This window comes from Filibacter tadaridae (assembly GCF_900609045.1).
Lineage (GTDB): Bacteria > Bacillota > Bacilli > Bacillales_A > Planococcaceae > Sporosarcina > Sporosarcina tadaridae.
This window is the reverse complement of sequence record NZ_UXAV01000037.1, coordinates 101,103-122,504: the sequence shown is the minus strand read 5'-3', so window position 1 is coordinate 122,504 and position 21,402 is coordinate 101,103. Positions and strand designations below refer to the sequence as shown.

Here is a 21,402-nt window from a genome sequence, read left to right as displayed (position 1 = left end):
GTCAGGGGCGACAGGCATAAGACGAACCGGCTGAGTGGCGTACTTTGCCACACAGCAGGGTCGGCTTATGACCCGAGGCCCCTAGGCGCTGAAGCTGGACAAAAACGAAAAGCGGAAGCGCCTTGGTCAGGGTCGACAGGCAATAAGAAAAAAAGCCGATTCATTCAGTGAATCGGCTTTTTTCTATTGCATAAAATTAACTGAAACGCAATTTCATTTCGTAATCTTGAATGGTACACTTGAGAAAAAGAATATTCAAAACAAAGGGGAGCGGGGAGACGATATGGAGAAACGCAGACTTGTTATGATTATTATTGTTATTTTAGCTATACCACTATTCATATGGCTTCAATTTTTTGAAGTGCCGAATAAAGTGAAGATTGGTGAAGCAAAACTTCAACAGGACCCGGAAACACATGAGTTTGAAAAAGTGAAGAGCTATGAGAATGACTATATGGGAAACAACTCGAATATGGGAAATCTTTTCAGTGAACTTCCATTGAATAAGTATCAAGAAACGTTTGAAATAGATTCAGAAGCACTTTCACTTACCATGCACTACAATGCCCGTGTTGATGAAATTGGAAAAAAGGCGGAACAAGCGGTACTCTATAATACGACAGCGGTATTTGTTCTCATCGGAAACATGCAAAAAATCGAAATGAAATTTGAAGATAAATCCTACACAGTGACTAGGAAAAACGTGGAAGATTGGTATGGCGGCAAGCTTGATAAACTGAAAAAAGTGGATGAATTCAAGAAGGATGTCCAACAGCCACTCATCCATGAAGACTCAGGTGTATGGCTAGCAGCATATACAAAAGGGAATTGAAATGAATAGCTTGAAAAAGCACCTGCAATCGCCGATTTAAGGTACTACTAAATCGGCTTCTATTGTTCATGTGAAGGAGGTAGAGAACGGATGGATCAGCATTTACAAGTGTTTATAGCAGTAGCTGAGAGGAAAAACTTTTCACGTGCAGCAGAAGAATTGCATATGACGCAACCAGCGGTCAGTCAATATATACAAACGTTGGAGCGTGACATCGGAACAAGATTACTCGAACGAAGTAATAAATATGTGCGATTAAACCAAGCAGGGGAAATCGTCTATTATCACGCGAAAGAAATTGTAGGGCTTCATGAAAAAATGAAACTGTTAGTAGACGATTTGACCAATACAGCAAGTGGCTCGCTGTCAATCGGCGCCAGTTATACATTTGGAGAGTATATTCTTCCGCATATAATTGCAAAAATGCATGAAAAATACCCACTTATTCATCCAGCAATTACGATTGGTAATTCAAAAGAAATTGAAGAACTTGTAGCTAGCCATCAATTGGATGTTGGAATTATTGAAAATGAATGCAGAAATAAGAAATTGTCATCCGAATCGTTTGCGGAGGATGCAATGTTTGTCGTCATGTCAAAAAACCATCCGTTTTCTCAAGTTAGGAAAGAAATTGGATGGAGAGAACTGGAAGAAGAAACATGGATTATACGAGAAAATGGTTCGGGTACGAGAGGGGCGACGGATGCGTTATTCCGTCTATTTGATTGTAAGCCGAAGAAATTGATGGAGTTCGGGAGTACGCAACTCATAAAGGAATCTGTGGAAGCGGGTCTTGGTATCAGTCTTTTATCGCAATGGGCGTTGCGCAAGGAATTTTCAATTGGAAATCTGCAAAAAATACAGGTGAAAGGAACCCCTTTCACCCGTCAATTTACCATTGTTACACAAACGCCATTTCAAACGAAAGCCGTACAAGTTTTCTTGGAGTTGGTTCGTGAACACAAAGATTTATCGAATCTGATTAAATAATAAAATAAACGATTACAGAAAGAAGTACTGAAGTTATGGACATAGCGATTAGCGGTTTAAGTGCTTTTGTTCGTAAATCACGAAGACTTACATTCAAACCAAGTCCAACCATGGCAGCTGTCAAACACCATGTCGTTACCATTGAAACACCATTCATAAATCCTTCAGTAACAGGAATGGAGCGACCGAGAACAAAGCTACCAAAGAGGCTTAGTGCAAGAAATCCGATTAAAAACCAAGGGAATTCAATCTTTGCATCTGTCTGTTCCTGACCTTTACTTTTGCGTTTCATGAAATACATGAAAATGAAACAAAGCGGAACAAGAAGGAATACACGTCCTAATTTTGCCAGTAAAGCGATAGCAAGTGCATCTTGACCACCTGGTTCTGCTGCTAAGGCAACATGCGCAACTTCATGAAGACTAGTTCCAGACCATATGCCATACTCTATAGGTGAGAGAGGTAACAAAGGTCTTAAAATGGTATAGGCGATAGCGAAGATTGTACCAACTAGTGCAATAATGCCGACGCTGATAGCCGTATCATCGTCTTTAGACTTGACGATTGGTGCAATTGCCGCAATGGCTGCTGCTCCGCAGACCCCTGTACCTACACCTAAGAGAAGTGCAATCATGGGATCTGCTTTCAACAGTTTTGCGAGCCATACTGTCATTAATATCGCGAAGATGATGACGCCTGCATCCCGGACAAGTAGGCCGAGTCCATCATTAAGCACCGTGCCGATATTTAACTTGAGACCGTAAAGGATGATTGCAAATCGTAATAACCGCTTCGAAGAAAAAGTGATACCGGAGCGAATGATTTCCGGATAGCCGAAAAAATGACGATAGGAGATGGCGATAAGTATTGCGCATGCTAATTGACCAACACGATTGAAACCGGGCAATTGAGCAAGTAGAAAGCCGACCAGGGCAATTAGAAATGTAAACGCGATACCGCCAATCCAAAATTTAATGTCAAATGGTGGCTGCCCTTTTTTGGGGGATTCAGTGTTTGGTGCACTAAGTGTATTTCCACTTTTAGGTGTCATCTCGTTACCCCTTTCTTTTATCTATACTGCAAGCATAGTAGATTATCTACTATAAGCAAAATAATTTATAATGATAGTGACTATAAGTAAAATCTATGATTATGTAAAACGCAAAAAAGGATGAAGCGGGGAATCGCTTCATCCTTTTGAATTTCAATAGAGTATACACGGTTTTTCTCACGAAAATGTTCAGCCGAAAAAATTATCAAACTTGAAGTTAATAACCGATCCACTCAGGAATCATCCTTCGTAAGATTGCTTCATACCGTCTCGACTTTACCTGCATAGTGTTTGCCTTGCCAACTACCACGGCGTTCGAGTTCTTTGTCGATACCGTTCAAAACTTCCCATTTTGTGACACTCCACATCGGTCCAATCATAAGTTCAATCGGTCCGTCTCCCGTAATCCGGTGGATAATCATTTCAGGAGGTAGAATTTCAAGCTGATCTGCAACCAGGCTGATATATTCATCTTTACCTAGGAATTCGAGTTGGCCTTTTTCATATTGCTTTACCATCGGCGTCCCTTTTAATAGATGAAGCAAATGGATTTTAATCCCTTGGACATCGAGTTTAGATACTTCGCGTGCTGTTTCCATCATCATATCGTAATCTTCAAGGGGCAAGCCATTAATAATATGTGTACAAACACGGATGCCGTGCTTGCGTAATTTTTCTACACCCTCTACATACGTTTTAAAATCATGTGCTCGGTTGACAAGATTTGCCGTTTTTTCGTGAACTGTCTGGAGTCCAAGTTCCACCCACAAATACGTACGTTCATTGAGCTCCGCTAAATATTCGACAACGTCGTCCGGCAGGCAGTCAGGTCGCGTTGCAATTGACAAAGCGATAACCTCGTCTTGTGCCAAAGCAGCTTCAAACTTTTCTTTGAGTTTTGGAAGAGGTGCATGGGTATTTGTATAGGCTTGGAAGTACGCCATGCATTTTCCGTCTTTCCATTTCTTCTGCATTCTTTCTTTTATCTCGGTAAATTGAACATCGATTGGATCTACGCGATCACCAGCGAAGTCTCCCGATCCGGCGGCACTACAAAATGTGCATCCCCCGAATGCGACTGTACCATCCCGGTTGGGACAATCAAAACCAGCGTCTAATGCTACTTTGAATACTTTGAAACCGAATTCATCTTTTAGGTGACGTGACCATGTATGATAGCGTTTACCTTCGGAAGGAAACGGTAATGTTATTTTTTCCACTTTGTTTCAACTCCTCTAACAGTAGATTGTATCATGATTTCGTCATGCTGTATCATCTGAATTATTGAACATTTTTCATTCATCTTGATGAGTACTTGCAAAAAGAATAGACTCTTATTTATGTGATATGAACGTTAAGGAAAAATGGAGGATAAGGCAATGCCGAAAAAAGTATGGCTCCTCATTATTGGGATGCTCATAAACGTCGTAGGTAACTCATTTCTTTGGCCATTGAACACGATTTATTTGCATGATTATTTGGGTAAATCGCTATCTGTTGCAGGTTTAGTGCTGATGGCAAATGCGGGTGCGGGTGTTGTCGGGAATCTTCTCGGCGGCTTTTTGTTTGATCGGATTGGTGGCTACAAATCCATAATGGGAGGGATTGTGCTTTCAATTCTGGGTCTTATCGGCCTTGTTTTTTGGCATGGTTGGCCCCATTATGTCTGGTTTCTAACGCTTATCGGTTTTAGTGGCGGAGTCATATTTCCAAGTATGTACGCGATGGTTGGAACACTTTGGCCGGAGGGCGGTAGAAGGGCGTTCAATGCCATCTATATTGCGCAAAATCTAGGTGTTGCAATCGGGCCGGCATTAGCGGGGCTTATCGCATCTGTTAGTATCGATTATATTTTTCCGGCGAATCTAATCTTCTATATACTCTTTTTCTTTGTCGCTCTTTTCGGTTATCGCAAACTTGAAATTTCACCGATAAGTCATACGAATGTCTTGACTGAGCAGAAGAAAATACGTCAAAAAGCGCCGTTCTATGCACTGCTAATCATTTCCGCAGGTTACGTTGTAATGTGGCTTGTTTACACGCAGTGGACATCGACGATTTCGACGCATATCTTGACACTTGGTATTTCTTTGAAACAATACAGTCTTCTTTGGACGATAAACGGTCTGCTAATTGTTATCGGACAACCTCTTATCAAACCGATTATCAAGCGGTTGGAAAAGCGTATTAAAGCGCAAATGCTGTTAGGTATTATTATATTCAGCCTATCGTACATTGTGGTTGGTTTTGCGGAATCATTTACAATGTTCATTGTTGCAATGGTCATTTTGACGTTTGGTGAAATGTTTGTCTGGCCAGCGGTACCTACCATTGCAAGCCAACTGGCGCCCAAAGGAAGAGATGGATTCTACCAAGGTATCGTCAATTCATTTGCAACGGTGGGGAAAATGTTTGGGCCTTTTGTTGGCGGTGTACTTGCCGATCAATACGGCATGCAAGTTATGATTTTCGTTTTAACCGTATTTATGATCATTCCCGTTTTCACAACTTATTTATTCGATCGCCCGTTAAAAAAAGCGGGCTACGAACCGGAGAACCATTAACATGGTTTTCCGGTTTTTTTGGATGAAAACTGAAGGACTCTAGTAACGTAAACGAAGAAATGTATCTATCATTGCAACATCCCGTGTAGTCTGATTTAATTAAAGAGAAGGATTATTACATACAATCCAAACGATTCAAAGGGGGATGTACGATGAAACCAATTTATTCATCTGCAAAGGAAGCGGTTGCGAATATCCAAGATGGCGCAACGTTAATGGTAGGCGGGTTTGGGCTTGTCGGAATTCCGGAACAGCTTATTTTGGCGCTTGTTGAAAAAAACGTCAAAGAGTTGACGGTCATTTCGAATAACTGTGGAGTCGATGAGTGGGGTCTTGGACTCTTGCTGAAAAACAAGCAGATCAAAAAAATGATCGGTTCCTATGTAGGTGAGAATAAAGAATTCGAACGTCAAGTACTGTCTGGTGAAATCGAAGTCGAGTTGACACCGCAGGGAACACTTGCAGAAAAAATTCGTGCAGGTGGTGCGGGTATTCCAGCGTTCTTTACGCCAGCGGGAGTAGGTACTATTGTTGCAGAAGGGAAAGAAATCAGGGAATTCGGTGGTAAGGAATATGTTCTCGAAGAATCTTTACGTGCAGATTTTGCACTTGTTCGTGCCGCCAAAGCCGATAAATTCGGTAATCTGATTTACAATAAAACAGCGCAAAACTTTAACCCGATGATGGCTGCTGCTGGTCGATTCACCATTGCGGAAGTTGAAGAAATTGTTGAGACGGGTGATCTTGATCCTGCAATGATTCACACACCAAGTATTTACGTCCAAGGGCTCTTGCAGGCGGACCAAGAAAAACGGATTGAACGTTTAACTTTATCCAGCGGGGGTTCAAACCCCGCTGGATAAAGTTAAAGCCTCCGGCGGATGTCACAGATTTTGAAGGGAGTGGAAAGGCAACCTAAGTTCGCCGCGTCCTGCGGCAATAAGGAAAGATGAAGTTCAATCTTTCCCTGTTGCATACCTGCATCCTGCAGGCACAAGCTCAATTCAAAATCCGGACGCAATCACTCCGAGGCGTGATTGATTAGTACAATAAAGAAAGGGGAATGCAAAAAATGGGAGAAGTGAATGTAAGAGAAAGAATCGCAAGACGGGCAGAAAAAGAAATTGAAGATGGCGATTATGTAAATCTGGGAATTGGTATGCCTACCCTTGTCGCAAACTATATATCAGCTAATAAGACTGTCGTTTTACAATCTGAAAATGGATTGCTAGGCATCGGACCTTATCCGACTAAAGATAAAGTCGATCCTGATCTTATCAATGCCGGGAAGGAAACAGTCACTTCAATTCCGGGTTCAGCTTATTTTAATAGTGCCGAATCGTTTGCGATGATCCGCGGAGAGCATGTGGACGTTGCCATTTTGGGTGGGATGGAAGTATCTGAAAAAGGTGACCTTGCAAACTGGATGATCCCTGGCAAGATGATTAAAGGGATGGGCGGCGCAATGGACCTTGTCCACGGTGCGAAAAAGATTATCATCATCATGGATCATGTTGCAAAAGACGGTTCAGCAAAGATTAAAAAAGAATGCTCACTTCCATTGACTGGGAAAGGTGTCGTTCACAAAATCATTACGGAACGGGCGTTAATCGACGTGACGCCTACTGGTCTTGAACTAAAGGAAGTATTCGATGGATTCACTATCCAAGACATCATCGACTCAACAGAAGCTACATTGATTGTAAAAGACGTAATCGAAGGCGTAAACTGATAGTTGTAAATTCGACATGATTCGGGTAGACTATGGTAAATAACGATGGCATTGAAAAGGAATAGTAATTAGATTGTTCGTTTTAGAGAGCAGGCGCTTGGTGGAAGCCTGTACGACGTCGATGAACTCGCCTTGGAGCCTGCATTGGTGAATGAATATTCGTAACCCGTGCCGTTTTCCGCGTTAAGGAGTCAAGTTGGGCGACATAGTCGTCAATTTGGGTGGCACCGCGGGAGCATGTATATAACTCTCGTCCCTTATTTTTTTAAGGGACGAGAGTTTTTTCGTTTGTGACGCGTGTTTTAATGACAAGGAGGAAAAACAAATGAGTTATAATCACGGACAAATTGAAAAGAAGTGGCGACAATACTGGAAAGACAACAAAACATTCAAGACGATAGATGATCCGTCTAAACCGAAGTTTTATGCACTGGATATGTTCCCATACCCATCAGGTGTAGGGCTTCATGTGGGGCACCCACTTGGGTATATCGGAACGGACATTTTAAGTTCGTTCAAACGTAAGCAAGGCTATAATGTTCTTCATCCGATGGGCTGGGATGCATTCGGTTTGCCTGCAGAGCAGTATGCAATCGACACAGGAAACGACCCTGCTGAATTCACTGCTAAAAATATTGAGACATTCAAACGTCAAATGAATGATCTTGGCTTCTCTTATGATTGGGACCGTGAAATCAATACAACAGACCCTTCCTACTATAAATGGACACAATGGATTTTCATCCAACTGTACAATAAGGGGCTTGCTTATGTGGATGAAATGCCGGTGAACTGGTGTCCTGCACTTGGTACGGTTCTTGCGAATGAAGAAGTGATTGATGGCAAGTCGGAACGTGGTGGACATCCAGTTGAACGTCGCCTAATGCGCCAATGGGTACTTCGCATTACAGAATACGCAGATCGCCTTCTGGAAGATCTTGATGACCTTGATTGGCCGGAAAGCTTGAAAGACATGCAACGCAACTGGATCGGTCGTTCCGAGGGGGCACAACTTTCTTTCGATATCGATGGAACCGACCTTTCTTTCGAGGCATTTACAACGCGTCCTGATACAATTTTCGGCGCCACTTACGCAGTTCTTGCACCTGAACATAAATTGGTTGAAAAAATTACGACTGCCGACCAACAAGAAGCGGTTGCAGCATATCAAGATAAAGTGAAAACGAAGAGCGACCTTGAACGGACGGACCTTGCGAAAGAGAAGACGGGCGTATTTACAGGCGCTTATGCCATTAACCCTGCCAGCGGTGAGAAGATGCCGATTTGGATTGCGGATTACGTCCTGGCTACATACGGAACGGGTGCAATCATGGCTGTCCCAGCACATGACGAACGCGATTACGAGTTTGCGACTGAATTCAAGCTTCCAATCATTGAAGTTGTAGCGGGCGGAGATATTGCTAAAGAGGCCTACGTTGGAGATGGCAAACATATCAATTCTGATTTCCTTGATGGACTAGAGAAAAATGAAGCGATTGAAAAAGCGATTTCCTGGTTTGTGGAAAAAGGCAAAGGCGACAAAAAAATTACATTCCGTCTACGCGATTGGTTATTCTCGAGACAACGCTATTGGGGCGAACCAATCCCGATTATCCATTGGGAAGATGGCACAATGACAGCGCTTGACGAATCAGAGTTGCCACTAAAATTGCCAGTGACAGCGAATATCAAACCAAGTGGTACAGGGGAGTCACCTCTTGCCAACATTGAAGAATGGGTCAATGTGGTACATCCTGAAACAGGCATGAAAGGCCGCCGCGAAACAAATACGATGCCGCAATGGGCAGGCAGCTGTTGGTATTATTTACGTTATATTGATCCCGATAACGATGAAATGATCATCGACCCGGAACTTGCAAAGCGTTGGTTACCGGTCGACATTTATGTAGGCGGCGCGGAACACGCAGTCCTTCACCTTCTATATGCACGTTTCTGGCACAAAGTGCTGTATGATGTCGGTGTTGTCCAAACGAAAGAGCCGTTCCAGAAATTATTCAACCAAGGAATGATCCTCGGTGAGGGTAATGAGAAAATGTCCAAGTCAAAAGGGAACGTCGTGAATCCAGATGATATTGTCCACTCACATGGTGCGGACTCACTACGCCTTTATGAAATGTTCATGGGGCCATTAGATGCATCTAAAGCATGGTCTACAAATGGACTTGACGGAGCTCGTCGTTTCTTGGACCGTGTATGGCGTTTGTTTGTCAATGAAGATGGATCATTAAGTTCGAAAATTGGTGGAAAAATAGGCGGGGAGCTTGAAAAAGTGTATCACCAAACTGTGAAGAAAGTGACAGAAGACCTTGAAGGAATGCGCAATAATACAGCAATTTCCCAACTGATGGTCTTCATCAACGAAGGCTATAAAGTCGACTCGATTCCTAAAGAGTATGTCGAAGGATTCGTTAAAATGATTTCACCGATTACACCGCATCTTGGAGAAGAGTTGTGGGAGAAACTAGGGCATGAAGATACAATTACGTATGCTGAATGGCCAACTTTCGACGAGATGAAATTGGTGGATGACACTATCGAAATGGCCGTACAAATCAACGGCAAAGTACGTGCGAAAATCGTCGTTTCAAAAGATGCAACAAAAGAAGAACTCGAAAAAATGGCGCTTGAAGACGAACATGTAATCACGTTCCTTGCAGAAAAAGAAGTGAAAAAGATTATTGCAATTCCAGGTAGACTCATTAATATCGTTGCCCAATAATTGGAAGAAAACAAAGCTCCCTACCAGGTCGGAAACTTCCGATTTAGTAGGGAGCCATTTTATTTCATTCCAAGAAAACCAATGTCCGTCGAACTTATGAACGTTGACTTTCAGCGTATTCGCCACTATTCATCCCTGCGAGTCGTCCTGTAACAAGCGCGGATGTGATATTATAACCGCCAGTATAGCCGTGGATATCCAATATCTCTCCACAGAAATAAAGTCCTTCTTTCTTTCGTGAAGCCATCGTCTTGGGAATAATTTCCTTCACGGAGACACCGCCTCCCGTAACGAACGCCTTTTCAATTGGTTGTGTGCCGTTCACTTGCATAGGGAATGCTTTGAGTAGTTTGGCGAGTGATCGTATCTTCTCTGAAGATAACTGAGCGCCTGTTTCAGCTGGGTCAATTCCCGCTTTTTCAAATAAAAACAAAAGCCAGCGTTCCACAGCGACTCCCTTTAATACATTTTTCACTGCTTTTTTCGAGTCATCCTTTACTGTTGAAAAAAGCATTTGAAAAACGGCCTCTTCTTTCATGGAAGGCATCGAATCGATACGGATTTCAACCGGGGAATTGCCGTTTTTCATGCGTTCTTTTACAACGAACTGGCTACAGCGTAAAACAGCGGGTCCGCTCAAACCGAAATGCGTGAATAACATGTCCATTTGATGGGTGATTACTGTTTTCCCTTTGGCATTCAAAACGGAGACTGCCGCATCACGGAGGGCAAGTCCTTGTAATTCTTTGGAAGTGATGAATGATTCATCTGATAATAAAGGTACTTCGGTTGGATAGAGTTCAGTCACTGTATGGCCCGCTTTGTCGGCCCATGGGTAGCCGTCACCTGTCGAACCGGTTTGTGGTACCGCTTTTCCTCCGACCGCCACAACGATTGCGTGTGCACGGATTTCATCGCCCGAATCAAGACGGACGCCTAACACTTTATCATCGTCCATGAGTAGTTTTTTTACACGCGTTCCAATTCTCACTTCAACCTTCAACCGATCCATTTCGGTCAGCAAAGCATTGACAACGTCTTTTGCTTTATTGGAAACGGGGAACATCCTGCCGTGATCTTCTTCTTTAAGAGCGACACCGAGTCCTTCGAAAAAGGCAATGATGTCCTCGTTATTAAAAACGGAGAAGGGTCCGTATAGGAAGCGACCATTACCCGGAATGTTTTTAACGATTTCTTCTTGAGGCAGACGATTCGTTACATTACAGCGCCCACCGCCTGAAATCGCCAATTTCGTACCAAGTTTTTTTCCTTTTTCAAGGAGAAGGACTTTCCCTCCATTTTCAGCCGCAGCGATCGATGCCATCAATCCTGATGGACCCCCGCCGATGATGATGACGTCATACATATAGGAAACCACACTTTCAGTTTTCCTCCATTATACACAAATCATCAATAGACATTGTGAAATATGTCATCTGGGGGTAAACTGATAAATAGATTTAGGAAGAATGGAATGATTAAACATGTCGTCGAATCTTGTAAAAGGAACAGCCATCCTTACGATTGGACTGTTCCTTTCGAAAGCGCTTGGACTTTTGTATTTAATACCGCTTTATGCGATTGTCGGTAAAGAAAGCATTGGTTTATATCAATATGCATACATACCTTACAATATTGCGTTATCCATCGCAATTTCAGGTGCCCCTCTCGCAATATCGAAATTTGTTTCTAAATACAATGCGTTAGGTGATTACGCAACAGGGCGTAAATTGATGAAATCCGGTATGGTTCTTATGGTCGTTACGGGAATCCTATCCTTTTTGGTTCTCAATTTATTAGCGGAACCGATTGCACAATTAGTTCGAAGTAACAAAGAACAAATTTTTACGATTGACCAAATCGCGACAGTCATTCGTTCTGTAAGTTATGCACTTCTGGCTGTTCCATTAATGAGTATTACGAGAGGATTCCTGCAGGGGTATCAAAAATTTGAGCCGACATCCGTCTCTCAACTTGTTGAGCAGATTGTCAGGATACTCTTTGTTCTTTCAGGGGCTTATATTGTTGTTCAGTTCCTAAATGGATCATCCGTTACAGCCATCAATTTCGCTGTATTTGCGGCTTTCATAGGAGCGATTGCAGGTCTTGTCGTGTTGTACGGTTATTGGAAAAGGTATAAACCGGAATTTGATCATTTGCTTGCCAATAGCCCGCCCGCAAGTGACGTATCTGTAAAAGACATGTACAAAGAATTATTCGGTTATTTGTTACCCTTCATTCTCGTAGGTGTCATTAATCCGTTGTATCAATTTGTGGATATGATTACATTTAACCAAGCGATGGGTTCAATTGGCTTGGCAACAGTCTCTGATACATATCTTGGCATGCTTAATCTGCTTACGCACAAGTTCGTTATGATACCGGTAATGGTTGCTACAGGATTTTCAATGGCTCTTATTCCAGTTATTACAAGCTACTACGCGAAAAAGGATCAAAATGGAATTACTCGATCGCTAGATCAAACGTATCAAATTATGTTGTTTCTAACGATCCCGCTTGTTATTGGTTTAATCGTTCTATCTGATGAATTATATCTATTTTTATACGAGATGGATGCTGTCGGGGCAGCCATTTTAGCTTCCTACGCACCCGTAGCGATTTTGTTTGGTTTGTATTCCGTAACAGCAGCGATTTTGCAAGGGATTGACAGACATAAGTGGATTGTCTTTACTTCTTTACTTGGTTTGTTCTTCAAATTAGCTTTAAATATTCCGCTTATCAAGCTATTTGAAACGAACGGGGCAATTCTGGCGACAGCAATCGGCTATACAATTGCAATCGGAATTAATATCGTAATTATTACGAAGACGCTTCATTACAGATCGAAAATGGTATTCAGAAGAATTATTTTAATAGGTATTTTCAACCTTATTATGTTTATTAGTGTATTTATAACGCTAAAAGGGTTAACGGCTATTAGCGTGGCTGATGGCAAAATACAAGCACTATTGTATATTTTCATATGTGCGGCTGTAGGCGGCATCATTTACGGGTACCTATCTCTAAAAACCGGGTTAGCCCAGAAACTATTCGGTGACCGGTTGAAGCGTATAACAAATAAGCTTGGATTGTAGGAGGATTTCAACATGCGAATCGATAAATTAGTGTCCAATATGGGTTTCGGCTCACGCAAAGAAGTAAAGCAGCTACTGAAAAAAGGGGCTGTCCGAGTCAATGGGGAAACGGTGAAGGATGCTGCATTTCATATTGATGCCGAGAAAGACGAAGTGACTATACTTGGAGAACGTGTTGTGTATAGGGAATTCATTTACTTAATGATGAATAAGCCGCAGGGTGTACTTTCTGCAACCGAGGATTCGCGGGATGAAACGGTTATCGATCTATTGGATACAGAAAACCGCCATTTCGAACCATTTCCTGTAGGCAGATTAGATAAAGACACAGAAGGTTTCCTGCTTTTAACAAACGATGGAAAACTTACCCACCAACTTCTGTCACCTAAAAAAGGTGTGCCGAAAGTATATTATGCCCATATTAATGGCGTGGTTACAGATCAAGATGTTGAGAAGTTTGCGGAAGGGGTCACACTTGAGGATGGTTACTTGACGAAACCTGGAAAGCTCACTGTCTTAAAGTCAGCGGAAATCTCCGAAATCGAATTAACGATTACGGAAGGGAAGTTTCATCAAGTAAAGCGGATGTTCGAAGCGGTTGATAAGAAAGTTATTTACTTGAAACGCTTGTCAATGGGACCTCTGACATTGGATGAAAATCTACAACTCGGTTCGTATAGGGAATTGACTAAGGAAGAACTGGAACTTCTTCTTCATGTATCGAACAACTAAAAAGAAAGGGCTGATCCGTGCTCACGGTTCAGCCCTTTAAGGTTTTGGATAGCACCAAGTACGTAAAAAGTGGTGCGTAAGATGTGTTTAGGTCAAGAAGATAGTTTCACTTTTTTTGCTGTCGTCGTCCATTTACCGCGAATCGGGCTCATGATAAGCTCGTTGTATTCAAGGACGTTCAAATCCCTTTGAATCGTACGGTGAGTGATGCCAAATTCTTCGACCAAGTTTTCTGTTGTAACAGTACCATTATCATGAATGTAAAGATAGACATCCTTGATGCGGGTAAGCATACGATCAGTAGCAGGTTTCAACTGGGGATCACTCCTTCATCTTCATTTTCCAAACGGAATGGTATGAGACTTATGAATGTTGCCTAAAGCATGTTGAAAATATCCTTGGACGCTGCACATCCATCCTTTCTTAAAGGACTAATTATCAGATTAAATGTTCTGACAATACTAGTATAGCGTATTTTTGCGTAGTTTGCATGAAATACCTATTAAAAAGTTACGGATGGGTTGCACTTTATTTTATTTGACTAACGTGTGAAAATAGATACATGATGAAAGAAGGTGCCTGAAATGAAAGATTGGAAAAGTGAAGCATTAAAAAGAAAAGAAAATGTAATCGGTGATTTACAGCAACTAATCGCGATTCCTTCTGTACTTGATGAAGAAAAAGCGACAGCGGATGCACCATTTGGGCCTGAGCCGAAACATGCGTTGGAATGGTTACTCGAAGAAGGCCGGAAAGAAGGAATGACTGTAAAGAATATTGACAATATGGCGGGTCATATTGAAATGGGTGAAGGAAAAGAAATTCTTGGCATCCTGTGCCATGTTGACGTTGTTCCTGCTGGTGCGAATTGGACGTACGGCCCATTTGACGGCACTGTAGCAGAAGGTAAGTTATTTGGACGTGGTGCTATTGACGATAAAGGCCCTACAATAGCTGCTTGGCAAGCGATGAAAATGGTGAAGGATGCCGGTGTTCCATTGAATAAACGGGTTCGACTGATTATCGGTTCGGATGAGGAAAGCGGTTTCCGCTGCGTCAATCGTTATTTCGAGAAGGAAGAAATGCCGAGTATGGGATTTGCACCTGATGCGGACTTCCCAATTATTTACGCCGAAAAAGGGATTGCTTCACTCTTTTTCAAACAAAAAGATCAAACACCTGATGGACAATTAATCTCATTCCAAGCAGGGAAACGTACGAATATGGTACCTGATTACGCGGAAGCGCAAATTGCGGTCAATGTAACAGATATTCGGGAACAATATGAAACATTTACAAATATCCACAATGTGACGGGAGAAATCCGCGTAGAAAATGGGTTGACTACAATTAGCCTAAACGGGAAATCGGCACATGCGATGGAACCGGATAATGGTGTAAATGCAGCGGTTCTTCTAGCTTCATTTTTAAATCGAGTTTTTGATAAGGGGCAATCGAAAAACTTTACGCAATTCGTTCTTGATGCTTTCGGAAATGAGTCACGTGGTCGTTTTCTTGGTTTAGCATTCAATGATGAAATATCCGGTGATACAACGCTGAATGCGGGCATTGTAACATTTGAACAGGAAAGAGGCGGAGAAATTACTGTCAGCATGCGTTATTCCGTTACGTATCCATTTGAGGAAAAGATAACGACTTGCATGGAAAGATTGCAAGCTACCGCATTTTCAGTTGATGTAGGTTCGAATGCAACTCCGCATCATGTTGACGCAGAAGACCCGCTTATCAAAACGTTGCAAGCAGTGTATACCGAACATACTGGTGAGGAAGCGGAGCTATTGTCGATTGGCGGCGGCACATATGCACGTGAGCTTGAAAAAGGGGTCGCTTTTGGTATGCTGTTTCCTGGAAGGGAAGATGTCGCACATCAAGCGGATGAATATGTATATATAGATGATTTAGTGAAGGCGACTGCAATCTATGCAGATGCAATTAGCCGGCTCGTTAGTGAAAAAAAGGAAGGGGAACGTATATGACAATTTATTTCGTGGATGGTTTATTTATGGAAAAGGAAGAGGTAACTATTTCAATTGACGATCGCGGTTATTATTTTGGTGACGGCGTATATGAAGTGATGAAAGTATATGATGGTGAATTATTTACTTCTGTGGAACATTTGAGCAGACTATTTCAAAGCGCAGCAAAAATAAAAATGACGATTCCTTACACTGAAACCCAATTGGTGGATATTGCGAAAGAGCTGGTGAAAGTCAATTCCATTAAAACAGGCCATGTATACATTCAAGTAACGAGGGGGGCAGCGCCAAGACAACATCACTTTTGTGAACCAGCAACTACTCCGATTGTAACCGCATATGCCATCCAAAATCCGCGCCCTGAAAGTAAACTGCAACAAGGGGTCGGCATCAAGTCTGTTGAAGACGTACGTTGGTTACGCTGTGATATTAAAAGCCTGAATTTACTTGGGAATGTCCTTGCTAAGGAAGAAGCACATGAAAACGGTTGTTTCGAAGCACTTTTACACCGTGGTGAAACGGTGACGGAAGGTTCTTCTTCCAATATGTTTGGTGTGAAAGACGGAACTGTCTATTCACATCCAGCAGATACGCTCATCTTGAATGGGATCACTCGGCAAGTCGTATTGGATCTTTGTAAAGACAATGGAATACCTGTCAAAGAAATAGCATTTACACTCGAAGAAGCATTCGAAATGGACGAATTCTTTCTAACGTCCACAACTTCTGAAGTAATGCCGGTTACGACAATCGATAATCGACCTGTTGGAACGGGAGTCCCTGGACCTATCACATTGACCCTGCAACAAGCGTTTATATCGAAAATCCCACTTAGTGTCGCAGGGGATAAGTAAAAGCGAAGTTGAATGATAGTGGAGTGATTGAAGATGGCGCAACTTGTAAAACTACTCGATTATGTGTCTCGTTATGAACGTGATCTGTCACGCTATCCCACCCAATATATCCGTTTGAAAAAGTATCAATGGGAGCGTATGAAAAAACAATGGGAGCATGGTGCAGACCTATCTGAATGGCAGCAAGTGAACGAAAAAGTGGAACAGGAAGAGGGCAAGTCGTTTTCTCCCCTCTTCCGTTTGTTCGGGCAACGTAAAGTGGTTGAAGAAGAGCAAGATGCAAAGGATCAAAAAAATGAACCGGAAGATGATGATTTCGGGTTTAACCCGAATTTGGTCTATACACCGGAAACTGTTGAACAATTACGAGAACTTTATCTAAACCAACTATTTCATTTTCAAATTAAGTGGGCAAGTTCAACGTTAATGGACAAGTCGCGCATTGATGCACGCTACATGCGTGATTCGTTATTACGTAGTTTTTCATTACAATTACCGGATAGCTATCTTCTTTTTTATCATCCGATTCTCGTACTGAAAAAAGCACCTGTTGAGCTTGACATAATTATTGTGACGCCTGTTGAATGCGTGTGTATCACTGTGCTTGAACAGGAAAATGTCGCAGCGTTCATTGGTAGTGGTGATCGTTTTTGGGTGAAAAAGCATGGAGAAAAAGAGACGAAGCTACTTAATCCGCTTATTGGGCTGAATCGAATGGAAAGTATTGTATCAGGCATATTCAAAGGACGCGATATTCAATTTCCCGTTCGAAAGTACTTAGTATCGCGTAATGGCTATATAGATCATCCGGGTGCTGCTTTCGATATGGACATTATAGATCGAAGAACGTATGACAAATGGTTTTTAGCTTTGCAAAAATCAATAATACCCTTAAAATCCACTCAATTCAAAGCAGCACAAGCGATTTTGGATTTAGGTCAGTCGACGTCAATTAGCCGTCTATTTGACGAAATTGAATATGAACATGAAAACGAAGTGGAATGAATGAAAAAAGTATAGAAATGAGAGTGTAGAACAATGCGTTTACGCAATAAACCATGGGCAAAAGATTTTATGGAAGAGCATCCTGACATTCTGGTTTTGGAACCTGAACAAGTAAAAGAAGGCTGGCATCAATTATTTGGCAATAATAACCCGATTCATGTTGAAGTAGGTACTGGTAAAGGTCAATTTGTAATCGGGATGGCAAAAGCGAATCCCGATGTAAATTATATTGGGATTGAGCACTTTGACAATGTAATGGTTTCGGCATTGGAAAAGGCGATTGAGGCGGATAAGCCATCTAATTTACGTCTGCTCCGGGCAAATGGAAATAAGCTTGTGGATATTTTTGAAAAAGGGGAGATTGATCGACTCTATTTGAACTTTTCCGATCCGTGGCCTAAAACTAGGCATGCGAAAAGAAGATTGACGCATGAGTCATTTTTAAACCTCTACGAAACAGTGCTCATTCCCGGGGGAGAAGTCCACTTCAAGACGGATAATCGCCTACTTTTTGAGTATTCGCTTGTATCCATGTCTGATTATGGCATGAAATTACGGTATGTATCGCTCGACTTACATGTAGAGATGCCTGAAGATAACATCATGACGGAATACGAAGAGAAGTTCTCGGCAAAGGGGCAACCTATCTACCGCCTTGAGTCTCAATTCGATAATAGATAAATTGGACACACCCGGTGCCAGTTACTGGCACCGAATTCAACAAGAGGGAAAAGGGAGGCTGTTTTGATGGATATGTATACATTTCACGATATGAAGTTAACGTGGCTCAATGGGGGAGTCAATTATTTGGATGGAGGAGCGATGTTCGGTGTTGCTCCGAAAGTACTTTGGTCTAAACGCTATGAAGTGGATGATAACAACTTGATAGAACTTACCACGGACCCGATTCTTATCCGATACATGGGTAAACACATTTTAATTGATTCGGGTATAGGAAAAGGCAAGCTGAATGAAAAGATGAAACGTAATCTTGGCGTGACGCAAGAGACGAAAGTTGAAGAAAGTCTTGCGGAGCTAAATTTGACACCTGAGGATATCGATATCGTTCTCATGACGCATTTACATAATGATCATGCCGCTGGTCTGACAGAGTGGCGAGATGATAAGCTTGTGTCTGTTTTTTCGAATGCTGAAATTTACGCTTCACAAATCGAATGGGATGAAATGCGCAACCCGAATATCCGGTCCAGAAATACATACTGGAAAGAGAACTGGGAAGCCGTGCAGCATCAAGTGAAGACGTTTGGAGAACGTCTAACCGTTCTCCCAGGTATTGAGATGATTCATACAGGGGGTCATAGTAACGGCCATTGCATTATTAAACTAACGCAAGAGGGCGAAACGATTCTCCATATGAGTGATATCATGCCGACGCACGCGCACAGTAACCCACTGTGGGTGCTCGCATATGATGACTATCCGATGACATCGATCTTTGCAAAAGAAAAATTGATGAAAGAAGCTTTGGCAGGCGGTTACCGGTTCATTTTTTACCATGATGCAGTTTATAGACTGGTTAAATGGGATGAAAGTGGGAAAGTGATTGAGGAGTCTATCCGAAGAACATGCTAAAAGAAAACCGTCACACGACCCTAACTAGCTTAGGCGTGTGACGGTTTTTTAGTTTTTTGTCAATTCAACAACTGTTCCTGTTTTTGCATCTGCTGTAAATTCATATTGCTCAAGTTCGCCGTTTACAATACGGGAAATACCGCCTTTATATACGTCCATTGTAATGACATTGTTCGTATAAGGTTCAGTTTTCATCACAATCCAGGATCCGTCAATGGGTCCTTCTTTTTTGAATGCATCTTTAATCGTGTTTAACACGGAATCCGCTGCAACGTTCTGGGATATCCTATCAACGGCTTCATTGACAACAACCCCTGCTGCAACACCCGTTAGTACACCAGCTAGGAAATCTTTCATTTTCATAATGGTTCAACCCCCTAAATCAGATTTGAAATTAGTGTACCACAAATGTCACAACCATTACATAGACTTATCGATAGAATTGAATAATTCGGTAATCGAATTGAATGAATGGTAGATTTCTGAATAATCGACTATACTAATTAAAGTACATACATCATTAGGGGGCTATCATTATGCAAAAAAACACACTTGAAATGTTCAGGACATTAACAGAATTACCTGGAGCACCTGGAAATGAACATGCAGTCCGTAAGTATATGCGCAGCGAACTTCAAAAGTATTCCGATGACTTGATCCAAGACAATCTTGGTGGTATTTTCGGCGTTCGTAAAGGACCAGAAGATGGGCCACGTATCATGGTTGCGGGTCATATGGATGAAGTCGGATTCATGGTGAGCGCTGTTACGGATAACGGAATGATCCGGTTCCAACCTCTAGGCGGCTGGTGGAGCCAAGTACTTTTAGCGCAACGTGTTGAAATCATAACAGAAAACGGTCCTGTCATTGGGGTGATCGGTTCCATTCCCCCTCATTTGTTAAGTGATGAAATGCGAAACAAACCGATGGATATTAAAAATATGCTTATTGATATTGGCGCGGATGATAGAGAGGACGTCAAGAAAATCGGAATACGTCCCGGTCAACAGATTGTTCCTATATGTCCATTCACACCGATGGCAAATGATAAAAAGATCCTTGCTAAAGCATGGGATAACCGCTACGGTTGCGGACTTGCATTAGAATTGTTGAAAGAAGTACACGGTGAAAAGTTACCGAATAATTTGTACGCAGGTGCAAATGTAATGGAAGAAGTAGGTCTCCGTGGCGCACAAGCGGCAGCTAGAATGATTAATCCCGATCTTTTCTTTGCACTTGATGCAAGCCCTGCAAATGATGCTTCGGGTAATAAAAACGAGTTTGGGCAACTAGGTAAAGGGACATTGCTTCGTATTTTTGACCGTACGATGGTTACACACCGTGGTATGCGTGAATTTATATTAGATACAGCCGAAACACATCATATTCCGTATCAGTATTTCATTTCACAGGGCGGCACGGATGCTGGTCAAGTTCATATTGCTAACGAGGGCGTTCCAAGTGCTGTCATAGGCATCTGTTCACGTTATATCCATACATCTGGCTCCATCATCCATACTGACGATTATGCGGCGGCAAAAGAGCTTCTAGTAAAACTTGTTAAAGCATGTGATAAAACGACTGTAGAAACGATTAAGAATAACGTCTGATTGAAAAAAAGCCGTCCGTGCCTTCTAGTTGGGGTGAAGGACGGCCTTTTATGCTAAAAAAGGATGTGTAGAAATGGAATTTGTAATTGGTACAACTAACCAAGCAAAATTGAATGCGGCAAATCAAGTCTTACTAACTTATTTTCCTCACGCTGTAGTATCCAATTCGGAGGTGGGTTCCGGGGTGGCCGACCAACCATTTGGCGATGAAGAAACAAAATTAGGTGCTATTAACCGGGCATTGCGGTCAACAGTGATGAGAGAAGGCGTCATTGGAATCGGACTGGAAGGCGGTGTACGGATGATTGGCAAGCAAATGTACATGTGCAACTGGGGTGCGATAGTCTTGCCTGATGGAACGCGTTTCACTGCTGGAGGCGCCCAAATACCGTTGCCACAAGAAATTGCGATGGAGGTCTTGGCGGGGAAAGAGCTAGGACCTGTTGTCGATGATTACTTCCAAGCAAGTGGCATTCGCACAAAAGAAGGTGCAATGGGGATGCTGACAGCTCATGCTGTGAACCGCAAAGAGTTGTTTGTGCATATTTTACAGCTACTTGCAGGTCAGTATATCTATCATATGAAGATGGAATAATTCGCTGAGGTT

20 protein-coding genes and 1 other annotated feature are annotated in these 21,402 nt (G+C 42.2%); of the genes, 15 read left to right on the top strand and 5 right to left on the bottom strand.

The window, feature by feature from the left end; genetic code table 11:
- The first annotated feature begins 283 nt into the window (after positions 1 to 283).
- Positions 284 to 832, top strand: coding sequence for a DUF4825 domain-containing protein (locus FILTAD_RS07850; RefSeq protein ID WP_148085392.1), 549 nt, complete (start codon positions 284 to 286; stop codon positions 830 to 832).
- A gap of 90 nt (positions 833 to 922) precedes the next feature.
- The gene (locus tag FILTAD_RS07845; protein WP_124069927.1) at positions 923 to 1,822 is read left to right on the top strand and encodes a LysR family transcriptional regulator; all 900 of its coding nucleotides are present in this window, start codon (positions 923 to 925) and stop codon (positions 1,820 to 1,822) included.
- On the opposite strand, the gene FILTAD_RS07840 is transcribed toward FILTAD_RS07845, so the two are convergent.
- Together FILTAD_RS07840 and mnmL are read right to left on the bottom strand one after the other, a co-directional pair.
- Positions 1,815 to 2,873, bottom strand: coding sequence for a YeiH family protein (locus FILTAD_RS07840; RefSeq protein WP_124069926.1), 1,059 nt, complete (start codon positions 2,871 to 2,873; stop codon positions 1,815 to 1,817). The two genes, FILTAD_RS07845 and FILTAD_RS07840, sit on opposite strands and share 8 nt — an antisense overlap.
- A 260-nt stretch (positions 2,874 to 3,133) precedes the next feature.
- Positions 3,134 to 4,084 (bottom strand): tRNA modification radical SAM protein MnmL/YtqA, encoded by a 951-nt coding sequence (mnmL, locus tag FILTAD_RS07835; RefSeq protein ID WP_415579277.1) that lies wholly within the window; start codon positions 4,082 to 4,084, stop codon positions 3,134 to 3,136.
- A 168-nt stretch (positions 4,085 to 4,252) separates the two neighbouring features.
- Here mnmL and FILTAD_RS07830 point away from each other — a divergent pair, with 168 nt between their 5' ends.
- The 4 genes from FILTAD_RS07830 (at position 4,253) to leuS (ending at position 9,909) form a co-directional block, all read left to right on the top strand.
- On the top strand, positions 4,253 to 5,437 hold the full coding sequence (locus tag FILTAD_RS07830; RefSeq protein WP_124069924.1) for an MDR family MFS transporter: 1,185 nt from the start codon (positions 4,253 to 4,255) through the stop codon (positions 5,435 to 5,437).
- A gap of 152 nt (positions 5,438 to 5,589) precedes the next feature.
- Positions 5,590 to 6,300 carry a CoA transferase subunit A gene (locus FILTAD_RS07825; protein ID WP_124069923.1) on the top strand — a complete coding sequence of 237 codons (711 nt, stop codon included), beginning with the start codon at positions 5,590 to 5,592 and terminating at the stop codon, positions 6,298 to 6,300.
- Positions 6,301 to 6,509: 209 nt separating this feature from the next.
- Positions 6,510 to 7,169 (top strand): 3-oxoacid CoA-transferase subunit B, encoded by a 660-nt coding sequence (locus FILTAD_RS07820; protein WP_124069922.1) that lies wholly within the window; start codon positions 6,510 to 6,512, stop codon positions 7,167 to 7,169.
- A gap of 42 nt (positions 7,170 to 7,211) precedes the next feature.
- Positions 7,212 to 7,430: a binding site (T-box leader), on the top strand.
- Positions 7,431 to 7,494: 64 nt separating this feature from the next.
- Positions 7,495 to 9,909: a leucine--tRNA ligase gene (gene leuS / locus FILTAD_RS07815; protein WP_124069921.1), complete on the top strand. Its 2,415-nt coding sequence runs from the start codon at positions 7,495 to 7,497 to the stop codon at positions 9,907 to 9,909.
- A gap of 94 nt (positions 9,910 to 10,003) precedes the next feature.
- Here leuS and FILTAD_RS07810 read toward each other — a convergent pair whose 3' ends face one another.
- Positions 10,004 to 11,275, bottom strand: coding sequence for a BaiN/RdsA family NAD(P)/FAD-dependent oxidoreductase (locus tag FILTAD_RS07810; RefSeq protein WP_124069942.1), 1,272 nt, complete (start codon positions 11,273 to 11,275; stop codon positions 10,004 to 10,006).
- Between the two features lie 118 nt (positions 11,276 to 11,393).
- Here FILTAD_RS07810 and FILTAD_RS07805 point away from each other — a divergent pair, with 118 nt between their 5' ends.
- Together FILTAD_RS07805 and FILTAD_RS07800 are read left to right on the top strand one after the other, a co-directional pair.
- Positions 11,394 to 13,004, top strand: coding sequence for a putative polysaccharide biosynthesis protein (locus FILTAD_RS07805; RefSeq protein WP_124069920.1), 1,611 nt, complete (start codon positions 11,394 to 11,396; stop codon positions 13,002 to 13,004).
- Positions 13,005 to 13,016: 12 nt separating this feature from the next.
- A complete protein-coding gene (locus FILTAD_RS07800; RefSeq protein ID WP_124069919.1) occupies positions 13,017 to 13,736 on the top strand; it encodes a pseudouridine synthase in 720 nt (239 codons plus the stop codon).
- Between the two features lie 92 nt (positions 13,737 to 13,828).
- Here FILTAD_RS07800 and FILTAD_RS07795 read toward each other — a convergent pair whose 3' ends face one another.
- Positions 13,829 to 14,050 (bottom strand): DeoR family transcriptional regulator, encoded by a 222-nt coding sequence (locus FILTAD_RS07795; RefSeq protein ID WP_124069918.1) that lies wholly within the window; start codon positions 14,048 to 14,050, stop codon positions 13,829 to 13,831.
- A gap of 270 nt (positions 14,051 to 14,320) precedes the next feature.
- Here FILTAD_RS07795 and pepV point away from each other — a divergent pair, with 270 nt between their 5' ends.
- From pepV to FILTAD_RS07770, 5 genes are all read left to right on the top strand, one after another.
- Entirely contained in the window at positions 14,321 to 15,733 is a 1,413-nt protein-coding gene (gene pepV, locus FILTAD_RS07790) for a dipeptidase PepV (protein ID WP_124069917.1), read from the top strand.
- Positions 15,730 to 16,587, top strand: a complete 858-nt coding sequence (dat, locus tag FILTAD_RS07785; protein WP_124069916.1) for a D-amino-acid transaminase — start codon at positions 15,730 to 15,732, stop codon at positions 16,585 to 16,587. The genes pepV and dat overlap by 4 nt, the downstream gene beginning before the upstream one ends.
- 33 nt (positions 16,588 to 16,620) lie before the next feature.
- Positions 16,621 to 17,592 (top strand): nuclease-related domain-containing protein, encoded by a 972-nt coding sequence (locus FILTAD_RS07780; RefSeq protein ID WP_124069915.1) that lies wholly within the window; start codon positions 16,621 to 16,623, stop codon positions 17,590 to 17,592.
- A gap of 33 nt (positions 17,593 to 17,625) precedes the next feature.
- The gene (gene trmB, locus FILTAD_RS07775; RefSeq protein ID WP_124069914.1) at positions 17,626 to 18,273 is read left to right on the top strand and encodes a tRNA (guanosine(46)-N7)-methyltransferase TrmB; all 648 of its coding nucleotides are present in this window, start codon (positions 17,626 to 17,628) and stop codon (positions 18,271 to 18,273) included.
- A gap of 66 nt (positions 18,274 to 18,339) precedes the next feature.
- Entirely contained in the window at positions 18,340 to 19,185 is an 846-nt protein-coding gene (locus tag FILTAD_RS07770) for a YtnP family quorum-quenching lactonase (RefSeq protein WP_124069913.1), read from the top strand.
- Between the two features lie 48 nt (positions 19,186 to 19,233).
- Here FILTAD_RS07770 and FILTAD_RS07765 read toward each other — a convergent pair whose 3' ends face one another.
- Positions 19,234 to 19,548, bottom strand: coding sequence for a PepSY domain-containing protein (locus FILTAD_RS07765; protein WP_124069912.1), 315 nt, complete (start codon positions 19,546 to 19,548; stop codon positions 19,234 to 19,236).
- Positions 19,549 to 19,721: 173 nt separating this feature from the next.
- Between FILTAD_RS07765 and FILTAD_RS07760 the strand changes: the two genes are divergently transcribed.
- A complete protein-coding gene (locus FILTAD_RS07760; protein ID WP_124069911.1) occupies positions 19,722 to 20,795 on the top strand; it encodes a M42 family metallopeptidase in 1,074 nt (357 codons plus the stop codon).
- A 73-nt stretch (positions 20,796 to 20,868) separates the two neighbouring features.
- Positions 20,869 to 21,390, top strand: coding sequence for a DUF84 family protein (locus FILTAD_RS07755; protein WP_124069910.1), 522 nt, complete (start codon positions 20,869 to 20,871; stop codon positions 21,388 to 21,390).
- Positions 21,391 to 21,402 lie beyond the last annotated feature (12 nt).